The following is a 12,325-nucleotide window of genomic DNA, read 5'->3' as shown; positions in this document are numbered from 1 at the left end:
GGTGAGGCAGGATGAACAGTGAAGCAGTGATCGAATCACTGGATTATCAAGGGCGTGGCGTTGCTCGACTCGATGGTAAAGCAGTATTCGTCAGTGGTGCTTTGCCCGGTGAACGGGTACGTATCCACATCACACGTGATAAAAAGCGTTTTGCAGAAGCACAAACCAAAGCAGTACTCTCCGCTGCGCCAATGCGCGTTGAGCCGAGCTGTGTGTATTACAATAGCTGCGGAGGCTGTGATTTGCAGCACAGTGATGCAGATTGGCAAATTGAAGCCAAGCAGCAATTATGGCTGGAGCAGCTTGAGCGCTTGGGTGGTGTGCGGCCGGAAGTAATTTTGCCAGCACTTTCCGGTGACCCCTGGCATTACCGCAGCCGTGCGCGCTTGTCAGTCGCTTATGTTGGTGGGGCAGTTTTGCTTGGCTTCAAAGGGCGACAGTCACACCGTGTGGTTGATGTGGATAGTTGTCTGGTACTTGATGCACGTATCAGTGAGGCTTTTCCTGCATTGCGTACTCTTCTTGCCGCGCTGCTTCCGCTGAAAGTAGAGGAGGTGTCACTAAACGTCGGTGATAGTGCAGTGGTGGTTGGGCTGAAATCACAGCAATGGCACAAAAAAGCGACACAAGCCGTCCTCGGCTGGCAAGAGCAACAAGCGCAAGAATGGCAAGTCTGGCGGCATGGGCATGGCTATGTAGAGCCAGTACAAGAGCCAGCATTGACCTTTAGCCCTACAGTACATACACAGCTGCCTTTTACCCCTGATGACTTTACCCAAGTCAATGCCGCAATGAATCAGGCGATGGTTGCGCAAGCATTGTCGCTTTTGTCTATTGAGCATGGACAGCGGATTTTGGATCTATTCTGCGGTCTGGGCAATTTTGCCGTGCCAATGGCAAAAGTCGGTGCAAATGTGTTAGCGATCGAAGGTGTGCAAGCAATGGTCAATCGTCTGCGGGAAACGGCTAAGACGCAAAATTTAGCAGATCAACTGACTGCTGAACGTGCAGATTTGTTTGCTGTGACGGCAAAAGATATTCAGCGCTGGGGCAAAGCAGATGCGTGGCTGCTCGATCCGCCGCGTGCAGGTGCGCAGGCAGTGGTTGAGGCATTAGCGAAGAAAAGCATGCCTCAGAAAATCGTTTATGTGTCGTGCAATCCATCAACCTTGGCACGCGATGCCAAAGTGCTGGTTGGGAAAGGCTATCGTGCAGCGCAGGGTGGTATCATCAATATGTTTCCGCAAACAGCACATGTGGAAAGTATGGTGATGTTTCTGCGCGATTAAACGCAGCACGGCGGCATCGAGATGCCGCCGTGTTGAGTGAAAGCCAGGATGTTAATTACTGGCTGTGATCGTCTCGTAAACCATCGGATTATCTTCTGGTTTACTGTCGCTGATGGTGATTGCTGCGAGATAATCTTGTGCAGCCTGCTCCCAGTCGTCCTCACTGTCTGCATGGATAGTGACAATTGGAGTCTGACTGTCAACGGCGCTACCAAGGCCGAGGATATCGTCAAAACCAACTTTGTGGTTGATTTTGTCCGCTGCGAGGCGGCGACCACCACCAAGGTTGATCACCGCAACACCAACGCCACGCGTATCAACGCTGCTGATGAAGCCAGCTTGTGGAGCCATCAATGGCTTGATGATTTTGGCCTGACCGAGGTGACGCTTGTAGCTGCTACAGAAGTTATCCGGCCCGCCTTGAGCGATGACCATATGATCAAAGCGCTCAGCTGCTTTACCATTGTCGAGAACGGTTTGCAGTGAATTGCGCGCTTCATCACGAGTGCCAGCCAAATCAGCATTGACAAGAATTTCTGCACACAGCGCCATGGTGATTTCTTTCAGACGTGGATTGACGTTCTCATTGCGCAGGAAGCGTACTGCTTCGGCAACTTCGACGGCATTACCAGCGCTTGAAGCGAGTACCTGATTCATGTCGGTAAGTAGGGCGGTGGTATTACAACCAGCGTGGTTAGCAACATCGACAATTGATTGTGCGAGCGCCTGTGATTTCTCGTAGGTAGGCATGAATGCACCGTTGCCGACCTTGACGTCCATAACCAAGCTATCGAGCCCTTCAGCGAGCTTCTTCGACAAAATTGACGCGGTAATCAGTGAGATGGATTCGACTGTGGCTGTGACGTCGCGGGTCGCATAGATTTTGCGGTCGGCTGGGGCAAGGTTACCGGTTTGTCCGATAATCGCACAGCCGACGTTTTTGACGATGTGACGCAGTTCATCCGAGCTTGGGTACATACCGAAGCCGGGGATAGATTCGAGCTTATCCAGCGTACCGCCGGTGTGGCCAAGACCACGGCCGGAAATCATCGGTACGTAGCCGCCACATGCTGCGATCATTGGCGCAAGCATCAGCGAGACAACGTCACCGACGCCGCCGGTTGAGTGCTTATCGACGACCGGACCATTGAGGCCGGCATTTTGCCAGTCCAATGAATCGCCACTGTCGCGCATGGCAAGCGTCAGAGCAGTGCGTTCGTCAATATTGAGGTCATTGAAAAAGATCGCCATGCACAGTGCAGCAATTTGCCCTTCACTGATACTTTCATCGGTGACGCCGCGTACGAAAAAGGCAATTTCTTCGTCAGTGAGGACGCCGTGGTCGCGTTTTTTACGGATAATTTCCTGTGGTAGTAAACGTGCCATGTTCTCTCCTTAACCGATTTGGTTATTTTGCAGCAGCTCATCAAGTAGCGATGATGCACCGATACGCACATGCTGCGGGTTAATCCAGCTATCGCTCATGCGCGACTCAATCAGTTCGAGATAGTTTTGTGCATCTGCCTGAGTGCGTACGCCGCCGGAAATTTTGATGCCAACTTCACGGGTGACGTGTTCGGCATTAATGGATTCAATCATCAAGTCAACGGCTTCGGGTGTTGCACCAACCTTGATTTTGCCAGTTGACGTTTTGAGGAAGTCAGTACCTGCTTCAATAGAGAGTTCACAGGCGCGGATAATATTTTCTTCTGTTTCCAATGCGCCTGTTTCGAGAATGACTTTGACCAGTCGCTTATGCGCGTGCGCTTCTTGGCAGACGGCGGTGAGCAACTCGCTGGCATGCTGTTCATCACCCTTCATCATTGCCTCATAAGGCAGAACGACGTCGATTTCATCTGCACCGTGTTCAATGGCTTTGCGCGTCTCGTGGACGGTTTTTTCAACCGAATCACGGCCGTGAGGAAAATTGACCACAGTGGCGATGGCAACGCCACTGATATTTGCTTTTTCGAGGCCTTCGCGAGCAGCTTTAATCAGGTGTGGGTAGACGCACACTGCGGCGACGGTTCCCGCGCTATTGCTAGCTTTGCTGCACAGCTTGTGGATGTCAGCCGGGGTGTCTGTTTCGTTGAGTGACGTAAGATCAATCAACGCTACGATTTGTTGGGCGTTAAATGTGCTCATGATAGCTCTTGTTCCTTTGCTTTAAACAATATCTCAAACGACTATTCTACACCATGGCTGCCTTGGTTTGGCGAGTGTCGATGGGTATAAAAAAAGCGCCATACCCAATGGGCACGGCGCTTGCTGTCAGTAGCTGGATATTAAACGAGGTTTAATGCTGCTGTACCAGCGAGACCGATGAATAAACCAGCAATGGTCGCACTCATCAGGTTAGATAATGTACCGGCAATCAGTGCGCGGATACCAAAGCGTGCGACATCCTTACGGCGATTTGGCGCCATAATGGTCAGGCCGCCGACCAGAATTGCGATTGAACTGAAGTTTGCGAAACCACACAGCGCAAAAGAGATAATCGCTTGTGTTTTTGGACTCAATGCCGCAGCAGTCGCAGGATCTTTGAGGTATTCCATGAATGAGCTGTAGGCAACAAATTCATTGACGACCAACTTCTGGCCGATGAACGAGCCAGCCAGCTGTGCTTCATTACCGGTTGCGCCGATCAGCCACGCCAAAGGTGCGAAGATCCAGCCGAGGATTTGCTCAAGGGTCAGGTTGTCAGCGCCAAACAAGCCGCCGATTCCGCCAATGATACCGTTGAACAGGGCAATGATCGCGATGAAGGCGAGCAACATTGCGCCGACGTTCATGGCGATGTGCATACCGGTAGTTGCACCAGTTGCTGCAGCGTCGATGACGTTTGTAGGCGCATCTTCATCTTCAGCGGTGAACGTATCGACCATGTGTTCGTTACTTTCCGGCTTTTCTGTTTCCGGTACGATCAGCTTGGCGAATAACAAGCCGCCCGGTGCAGACATAAATGATGCTGCAAGCAGGTAAGGCAGGGGAACGCCCATCGCGGCATAACCTGCGAGTACTGAACCGGCAACCGAAGCAAGACCACAGCTCATGACGGCGAACAGCTCGGACTGAGTCATGCGCGCGATAAACGGCTTAACCACCAGTGGTGCTTCAGTCTGGCCGACAAAGATATTAGCTGCAGCAGACATGGATTCAGCACGTGATGTGCCGAGTAGTTTATGCAGGCCACCACCAAGAATACGAATGATCCACTGCATGATGCCGAGGTAGTAAAGTACAGCGATCAATGACGAGAAAAAGATGATCATTGGCAGTACGCGCAGAGCAAAGATGAATCCACCACCGCCAAATACTTCAAACATTTTGTCGCTAATCAAGCCGCCAAACAGGAATTCAATACCCTGATTACCAAAGCCGATGACCCATGCGACACCTTCTGATGCCTTATTCAGCGCCTGTTGACCGATTGGGACAAACAGCACCAATGCGCCGATGGCGAATTGCAGTAAAAAAGCCAGTGAAACCGTACGGATATTGATTGCACGGCGGTTATTGGAGACGATGATGGCAAGAAGGATCAGTGTTGCCATACCGAGAAAGCTAATAGCGATGCTCATGTTGGAGAAGTACCTTGTTGAAGTGCAGAAAGCACGCAGTGTATGACATATAGGCAATATAGTAAACAACTTATAATGCTGCATTAGCTTGCTCATTTTTGCAGATGCGATATGCACCTTTTGTATTGGTAGTAAAGGCTTATAATTACCCATATATTTAGCAATGAGGTAGTGGATATGAGCATGGAAAAACAGCTCGCAAATGGTGGTGTTTTTTGGTCGTCAGCCATCGTGAAAACGTGGGGAGAAGACCTAACTGCGCAGATCAAATATGCATTAAGCCTGCTTGATGAAATCAAGCAGCTTGCCGTTGTACCTGTGTCGCAATTTCAGGTTGGTGCTATCGTGATTGATGATGAAGGCAATGCCTATGCTGGCGTCAATCAGGAATATGCTGGCGCCGCGATGGGGCAAACTGTGCATGCCGAGCAGAGTGCGATAGCGCATGCATGGTCGCGCGGGGCAAGGGAAATCCGCCATGTGATCGTCAATTATCCACCGTGTGGGCATTGTCGACAGTTCATGAACGAATTGCGTGACAGTGATCAAATACGCATTCATTTGCCTGAGGAACAGAATTTACCATTGCATGGCATCTTGCCACATGACTTTGGCCCTGCGCACTTGGGTATGAGTGAACGCCTGCTTGATCAATCGCGAGTTGAGCTCAAGGCCACCATAGCGGTCGAAGATGATTTGATGCAAGCGGCCATTGATGCCGCACAGTACAGTCACGCACCTTATAGTGGCGCATATGCCGGGGTTGCGTTATTACTCAAAGACAAAAGCATCATCACTGGCCGTTACGCTGAAAATGCCGCTTATAACCCGAGCCTACCGCCACTACAAGCGGCACTGAATTTATTGCATCTACGCGGATTGGATACTGATAGCATCGTTGATGCAGCAATGGCTCGTGTTCCCGGCCATGGCCAAGCGGTGCATGCCAATGCCTTGTGGCAAAGTCTGAATGTACCTAAATTGAGGGTGATACCTGTCCTGCCGGGTTAGAGGGCTATTTGATTAAACACCTATTAACTGTTTGTTAGTAGGTGTTTATAAATAACTTCCTAGTTTGAATGCCGTAGCTGTTTACGCCACTGATAGATTAGCTCGTGGGCGGCTTTGGGCGTGAGTTCGTCTGGATCGGTGTTGCGGATGGTATTGATCAGTTCAATGGTCGCAGGGTCAACCTCGGGTGCTGAAGGCTTGGCTGCTGGCTTATTGGACGTTGGTTCTGGTTGTAAGTCAGGGATGAGGGCGGTTTGTGCCATTTTTGCCGGACCATGATCGCGCACTGCTTCAAGTTGACGCATTTTTTGAGTAGCAGCATGGATGACGTCGGTGGGGACGCCGGCAAGTTTGGCAACTTGCAGGCCGTAGCTGCGGCTTGCCGCACCGTCTTGCACTTGATGCATAAAGACGATGTTGTCCTTGTGCTCAACCGCATCGAGGTGGATGTTGTGTACGGTCTTATGGTTATCAGTAAGCGCGGTTAACTCGAAGTAGTGGGTAGCAAACAGGGTTAGGGCTTGGTTGTCGCGGTTAAGGCGTTCGGCGGTTGCCCATGCCAGTGATAGGCCGTCGTAGGTACTGGTGCCACGGCCGACTTCATCCATGATGACAAGGCTGTGTTGGTCGGCATTGTTGAGTATGTTTGCGGTTTCGGTCATTTCAACCATGAAGGTTGAGCGCCCGCCTGCGAGATCGTCGCTGGCGCCGATGCGGGTGAATATGCGTGTGAGTTTACCAATGTGGGCGCTGTCAGCAGGGACGTAACTACCGGCATGAGCGAGAATGGCAATCAAGGCATTTTGCCGCATATAAGTGGATTTACCGCCCATGTTCGGGCCGGTGATGATCAGTAAGCGGCGCTTTTTGGAAAGATTAAGGTCGTTGGCGATAAAGGGGGCGTCGAGGCTGGCTTCGACGACAGGGTGGCGTCCGGCCTTGATATCGAAGCGGGCACTGTTGCTGAATTGTGGGCGGCAGTAATGGCGCGTGACCGCGAGTTCGGCAAAACCGGCGAGGGTGTCGGTTTCAGCGAGAGCAGTAGCGCAGTGGTAGAGGTCGTCGCGCTGGCTGTCGATGCGGCCGAGCAGTTCGTCGTAGAGTGTTTTTTCGAGCGCTAGTGCGTCGTCGCGTGCGCTCAAGATGCGGTCTTCGAGTTGCTTGAGTTCATCGGTGATGTAGCGTTCGCTGCTTTTCAGGGTTTGGCGGCGTATCCAATGTGTGGGTGCTTGTTCGCTGTCGCGGCGTGAGATTTCGATGTAAAAGCCGTGCACGCGGTTGTAGCCCATTTTAAGGTTACTGACACCGCTGGTTTCGCGTTCTTTGGCTTCCATCTCAGTGAGGATGGCATTGCTGTCGCGCTCAAGGTGGTTGAGTTCGTCGAGTTTGGCGTGATAGCCGTCAGCGAAAATACCCCCATCCTTGAGTAGCAGTGGTGGGGTTTCAACAAGGGCTTTGTCGAGGTGGGCGGCGAGTTCGGTAAATGCGCCAAATGCGGGCAGGTACGCTTCAAGTTGGGCACTGTGTTTGGCCGCAGGCGCGAGCGTTTCAGCGAGTGCGGGCAGAAGGGCCAGTGTGTCGCGCAGTTGTGCAAGTTCGCGCGGGCGGGCGCTACCCATGGCAATACGCGTGGTGATGCGTTCGATGTCGGCGATGTGGCGCAGTTGGTCGCGCAGCGTAGTGCGTTCATCAGCATCAATCAGTGCGGCAACGGCATCGAGGCGGGTATTGATGTGGTCGTGGTCAGTGAGCGGCAGGTTAATCCAGCGGCGCAGGTTGCGGCTGCCTGCTGGGCTTTGGCAGAGGTTGATGATGCCGGTGAGGCTGTGCTTGTGGTCGCCACTCAGGGTGTATTCGAGTTCAAGGTTGCGCCGTGTGGCAGCATCGAGAATGAGATTGTTGTTGCGGGTTTCTTTTTTCGGTGCGCTCAGAGGCGGTAAGGTTTGGCGATGGGTGTCGTGCAGGTATTGCAGCAGGCAGCCAGCGACGCTGATAGCTGGGTCATCAGCATCAATGCCAAAGCCGTCGAGATGATTGACCTGAAAGTGCTCTTGCAGGAGTTGCGTGGCGCTGTCGCGGTCAAAGTACCAGTCGGGCTGGCGGCGAGGGCGCTTTTGCTGCGGGAAATTGGGCAGGCGACACGATTCCGGCATGAGAATTTCGGCTGGGCGCAGGCGTTCGATGAGTGCGCGTAAGTCGTCTAGAGTGAGTGCTTCGCTGAGGATAAAGCGTGCACTGCTGATGTCGGCGTAGGCGGCGACGTAGTGGTCGTTTTTCAGCGGTGCGAGGCAGAGCAGGATGTTGTCTGAGTGTTCATCGAGCAGGCCGTCGTCGGTGACGGTGCCGGGCGTGATGATGCGCGTTACCGCGCGCTCGACCGGCCCTTTACTGGTCGCTGGGTCGCCGATTTGTTCGCAGATGACTGCTGATTGGCCTTGCTTGATCAGCTTGGCGACGTAGTTTTCCAGAGCATGGACGGGGACGCCCGCCATCGGTATGGGTTCACCGGCTGATTTGCCGCGGGTGGTGACACTGATGCCGAGCAGTTTGCCGGCGCAGTGGGCGTCGTCAAAAAATAATTCGTAGAAATCGCCCATGCGGTAGAGCACCAGGATGTCGGGGTAGTCCTTTTTGATGTGCAGATATTGCTGCATCATCGGGGTATGGTCCGCGACGTTCAGTTTGGTGCTGTTACTCATAGGCGATTAGGTTGTTAGATTGATTGCTGTAATGCAGGGCGTAGGGCGGTGAGCAATGCTTTGTGCATGTGTGGGTTGCCACAGGCAACTTGACCGTTTTCGAGCATGTTTTGCTTGTCGTTAAAGTCGGTCACAATGACGCCTGCTTCTTGGGCAATCAGGATGCCGGCGGCCATATCCCACGGCTGCAGATCCATTTCGTAGAAGCCATCGAGGCGGCCACAGGCAACAAAGCAGATATCGAGTGCGGCTGAGCCGAGGCGGCGGATATCCGGGAAGGTATCGAGGACGCTTGAGACACAGGCTTTCTGTGTTGGCATTAATTCAGGGCTTTTGAATGGGAAACCGGTGCCGATAATGGCACGTGATGGCTCTTTTTGCCCGCCTGCGCGGATTTTACGCCCGTTGAGCTGAGCGCCTTGGCCTTTGGCTGCGGTAAAGGTTTCATCTGTGACGGGGTTATAAACGATACCGGCTTCGAGTTTGCCATTTTTGAGCAATGCGATAGATACGGCAAATTGTGCGATGCCGTGTAAGAAGTTATTGGTGCCATCAAGAGGATCAATGACCCATTGGTATTGCCCGTCGTTGCGCTCGGCATTGGTTTCGCCGCTTTCTTCGCCAAGAATACTGTGGCTTGGGAATTTGTCGAGCAGGACGGATTTGATGACTTGCTCAGCGCGTTGGTCGACGATGCTGACGAAGTCGCCGGGGGATTTTTCCTGCGCCTGAATTTGATCGAGTTGGCGGTAGCCTTGTTGGATGACGCGGCCTGCTTCTTCGGCGGCGCGCTTGGCAATGGTGAGCATCGGATGCATGTCAATTCCTTGGGTTTAGTTAGCGCGGCATTTTAACAGAAGGGAAACTGTTGGGCTAAAAATGCGTCACTGTATTTATGGTGCTTTGGCTTTGCGTGGAGAAAAAAGCCGTTTACCACGCGGAAGGAAAGGCAAAGACGTTGTCGTAGCCCTGCTGAGTGAGGATTGCCGCAGTGTGTTGGGTACGCGCACCAGCTGCACAGACGAGCAGGTATTGCTTGCCCGCTTCGATATGCGCATCGGGGTTGTTGAGCAGGTCGGTCATTTCTACCTGCATGTCTGCTTGCGGCAGGGTGCGTGCAGCCCATTCTTCGGGGCGGCGAATGTCGATAATGGTCATGCCGTCGGCTTTGCCTTGGTCGATACTGTGTGGATAGATAAATTCGTGCATGTGTTTTTTCCTGAAAGATGACTCATCTGGGTGGTGATTACAGTTGGGTTGTTTGCCAATGCGTAGCACCTGTTGGCGCATAGTCGCAAAGTCATAGTAAAGCATTTCATCATGCGCGATCGGCATGTCAGCGAGTAACTTGATTGCAGTCAGTGCCTGCCAGCAGCCAAGCGTGGCCGGTACTGGACCGAGTACACCAATCGCATTGCAGTTGCCACCGGGTTGGACGTCTTCCGGCCACAGGCAGCGCCAGCATGGCGTATTGTCGCCGGGGTTCATAGTGAACAGCTGACCAGATAGTGCTGCAGCATTGGCAAAAATGACCGGTTTTCCGGTGAGTAATGCGGCGTCGCTGAGTAAGTAGGCAAGCTGGCGATCATCGCTGCAGTCGAGCACTATATCGTGTGTGTGCATGGCTGCAAGCCATTCCATGGCATCAAGGCGCTTGCAGATGGTGTCAAACGTGCCATATGGGCTGCGTGCTCGACAAAATGCCGCGGCAACTTCAGCTTTGTAGCGGCCAATATCGGCGTAAGTAAACGGAATTTGCCGGTGCAGATTGCTGGCTTCGATACGGTCGTCATCGACGATAGTTATGTGGCCAATGCCAGCTGCGGCGAGGTAGGGCAGTGCGGTTGCACCCAGCCCACCTGCGCCAACCAGTAGAATGCGCGCGGCTTTGAGTTTGTTCTGCACCGCGTCGCTCATGCCGCTGACTTTGAGCTGACGCGAGAAGTCGTATTCAGCCATTAGCAGCAATGGTGGTTAAGCGTCCATTCATTTGTGCCGTCGCGGTAGTATTCGTGCTTCCAGATGGGGACGTCATGCTTGATGGTGTCGATGATGTAGCGGCAGGCGTCAAACGCGACGCCACGGTGCCCGGCACTGACGCCGACCCATACCGCCATGTCACCTATTGCCAGCTCGCCAATGCGGTGGATGCAACAGGCAGCGTCGATGTCGAATTTATCCAGCGTGGCTTGCACGATTTTTTGGCCTTCTTTTTCAGCCATTGCTTGGTAGGCGCTATAGATGAGCTTGTCGACGGCTTTGCCGTTGTGGTGATCGCGTACCCAGCCTTCAAAGCTGACGTAACCGCCGCTTTGGTTTAGGCGTAGTGGTGCGCGGGCAGCGGCAGTGTCGATTGGTTGATCGGTGATGTGAAAGAGCATTTTTATTTTCCGTTGCGTTGTGTGCGGATAGCTTGCTTTTGGTGGTAGCACAAATTGAGGGTATTGCTAACCGCCGGCGACAGGCGGGATAAAGGCAATTTCATCGCCTGCTTGTGGCGCGTCCGTCCACTGGCAAAAGCTTTGGTTGCGCGCGACTCGGAGCTGATTTTGCGCCAGCGTAAAGCCGTATTTGCTTTGTAGGGCAGCATAGAGGGCGGCAAGATCAGGATAGCTTTCGCTGATGGTTTCAGCTGATTTTCCAGTGGCTTCGGCAAGTGCTGCGAAATAGAGGACGGTATAGCCGGTATTAGTGGTAGTCACTTTTGCCTCCGGTTTTGTTGAGCAGGTGGATGTGGTCGATGCTGATGTCGTGGCTCATCGCTTTGGTCATGTCGTAGATGGTCAGTGCAGCAACAGAAACAGCAGTGAGTGCTTCCATTTCGACGCCAGTTTTGTGCGTGACGCGCGCAGTTGCACGAATGACAATGGCAAAATCAGCATCCTGATAGTCAAATTCGAGTTTGACGCTATCGAGTGGTAATTGGTGGCAAAGCGGGATCAGTTCGCTGGTTTTTTTGGCCGCCATGATGCCGGCAAGATGCGCAGTATCTGTGATGGAGCCTTTTTTTGTTTGCCCATTGACGTCGCGCAGTGCTTGATAGACTTCTGGTGGGAAGGTGACTTGTGCGCTGGCGGTAGCGCTACGACGAGTGACGCTTTTGTCGCCGACGTCGACCATGTTGATGTTGCCATCGGCATCGAGGTGTGAAAATTGGCTCATGATGAGGTTTCCTGAATGTGTTGTGCGGTTTGCCAGTCTTCCGGGGTATTGAAGTTATCACGCCCTACCCAATCGTCAGGCATGACGACGTGGCGGATATCGCTGACTGCGGCAAGCGGCATCATTTGCCGTATGCCACTGCTGAGCCATGATTCAATGCGCGGAAGCAGCGCGCAGCTATACCATGCAAATAGCAGTTGAGGTTTGCCGTCGCGTACGGCGATGACGCTGCTTGCCGGAAGTTTGTCGCGTAGGGTAGCGATAAGCTCAGCCGGGGTGACGAGTGTGTCAATTGGCATCAGCCATGTGCCTTGTGCGCCAGTCAGTGTGGCTGCGGTCAATGCACCAGCCAATGCTGATAGTGGGCCAGCTTGGTCAGGTAATTTATCGTGTACGCGTATGACATTGGCGGGTAGGTCGTAATCTGTACCAGCGCTGGCGACTTGTACTTGTAGGCCTTCTGCTTTGGCGAGGCGGATGTGGCGCGCAAGCAAAGTTTCGCCGTTGTATTCGAGCAGGGCTTTGTCTTGCCCCATACGGCGAGATTGACCACCACAAAGAATGGTGAGGGTTTCAGACATAT

Annotated in this window: 12 protein-coding genes; 2 read left to right on the top strand and 10 right to left on the bottom strand. The window is 53.0% G+C overall.

All coding sequences use genetic code 11. The features are described from left to right. The first annotated feature begins 11 nt into the window (after positions 1-11). Positions 12-1,289, top strand: a complete 1,278-nt coding sequence (locus tag KRX19_09040) for a TRAM domain-containing protein (protein MBV7435165.1) — start codon at positions 12-14, stop codon at positions 1,287-1,289. Between the two features lie 51 nt (positions 1,290-1,340). On the opposite strand, the gene deoA is transcribed toward KRX19_09040, so the two are convergent. The 3 genes from deoA to KRX19_09025 form a co-directional block, all read right to left on the bottom strand. Continuing rightward, complete coding sequence (deoA, locus tag KRX19_09035; GenBank protein MBV7435164.1) at positions 1,341-2,675, bottom strand: thymidine phosphorylase; 1,335 nt, start codon at positions 2,673-2,675, stop codon at positions 1,341-1,343. A gap of 9 nt (positions 2,676-2,684) precedes the next feature. After that, the gene (deoC, locus tag KRX19_09030; GenBank protein ID MBV7435163.1) at positions 2,685-3,434 is read right to left on the bottom strand and encodes a deoxyribose-phosphate aldolase; all 750 of its coding nucleotides are present in this window, start codon (positions 3,432-3,434) and stop codon (positions 2,685-2,687) included. Positions 3,435-3,574: 140 nt separating this feature from the next. Next, entirely contained in the window at positions 3,575-4,870 is a 1,296-nt protein-coding gene (locus tag KRX19_09025) for a NupC/NupG family nucleoside CNT transporter (protein MBV7435162.1), read from the bottom strand. Positions 4,871-5,053: 183 nt separating this feature from the next. Here KRX19_09025 and cdd point away from each other — a divergent pair, with 183 nt between their 5' ends. Continuing rightward, positions 5,054-5,881, top strand: a complete 828-nt coding sequence (gene cdd, locus KRX19_09020; protein ID MBV7435161.1) for a cytidine deaminase — start codon at positions 5,054-5,056, stop codon at positions 5,879-5,881. A gap of 59 nt (positions 5,882-5,940) precedes the next feature. Here the strand turns inward: cdd and mutS are convergent, their stop codons facing one another. The 7 genes from mutS to KRX19_08985 all read right to left on the bottom strand — a co-directional run bounded on the left by mutS (position 5,941) and on the right by KRX19_08985 (position 12,323). Continuing rightward, on the bottom strand, positions 5,941-8,580 hold the full coding sequence (gene mutS, locus KRX19_09015; protein MBV7435160.1) for a DNA mismatch repair protein MutS: 2,640 nt from the start codon (positions 8,578-8,580) through the stop codon (positions 5,941-5,943). A gap of 14 nt (positions 8,581-8,594) precedes the next feature. Then, positions 8,595-9,389 carry an inositol monophosphatase gene (locus KRX19_09010; GenBank protein ID MBV7435159.1) on the bottom strand — a complete coding sequence of 265 codons (795 nt, stop codon included), beginning with the start codon at positions 9,387-9,389 and terminating at the stop codon, positions 8,595-8,597. Between the two features lie 121 nt (positions 9,390-9,510). Next, positions 9,511-10,539: a HesA/MoeB/ThiF family protein gene (locus KRX19_09005; GenBank protein ID MBV7435158.1), complete on the bottom strand. Its 1,029-nt coding sequence runs from the start codon at positions 10,537-10,539 to the stop codon at positions 9,511-9,513. Beyond that, positions 10,539-10,961 carry a molybdenum cofactor biosynthesis protein MoaE gene (locus tag KRX19_09000; GenBank protein MBV7435157.1) on the bottom strand — a complete coding sequence of 141 codons (423 nt, stop codon included), beginning with the start codon at positions 10,959-10,961 and terminating at the stop codon, positions 10,539-10,541. The genes KRX19_09005 and KRX19_09000 overlap by 1 nt, the downstream gene beginning before the upstream one ends. Positions 10,962-11,027: 66 nt before the next feature. Then, positions 11,028-11,282, bottom strand: a complete 255-nt coding sequence (locus KRX19_08995) for a MoaD/ThiS family protein (GenBank protein ID MBV7435156.1) — start codon at positions 11,280-11,282, stop codon at positions 11,028-11,030. After that, the gene (gene moaC, locus KRX19_08990) at positions 11,269-11,742 is read right to left on the bottom strand and encodes a cyclic pyranopterin monophosphate synthase MoaC (protein ID MBV7435155.1); all 474 of its coding nucleotides are present in this window, start codon (positions 11,740-11,742) and stop codon (positions 11,269-11,271) included. Before moaC ends, KRX19_08995 begins: the two co-directional genes overlap by 14 nt. Then, on the bottom strand, positions 11,739-12,323 hold the full coding sequence (locus KRX19_08985; GenBank protein MBV7435154.1) for a molybdenum cofactor guanylyltransferase: 585 nt from the start codon (positions 12,321-12,323) through the stop codon (positions 11,739-11,741). Before KRX19_08985 ends, moaC begins: the two co-directional genes overlap by 4 nt. Between the last annotated feature and the right edge of the window lie 2 nt (positions 12,324-12,325).

Source organism: Cardiobacteriaceae bacterium TAE3-ERU3 (assembly GCA_019218315.1).
In the GTDB taxonomy this organism is placed as follows: Bacteria; Pseudomonadota; Gammaproteobacteria; order Cardiobacteriales; family Cardiobacteriaceae; genus JAHUUI01.
Note: the sequence above shows the minus strand (reverse complement) of the source record. Positions and strands in the feature narration are given on the sequence as shown.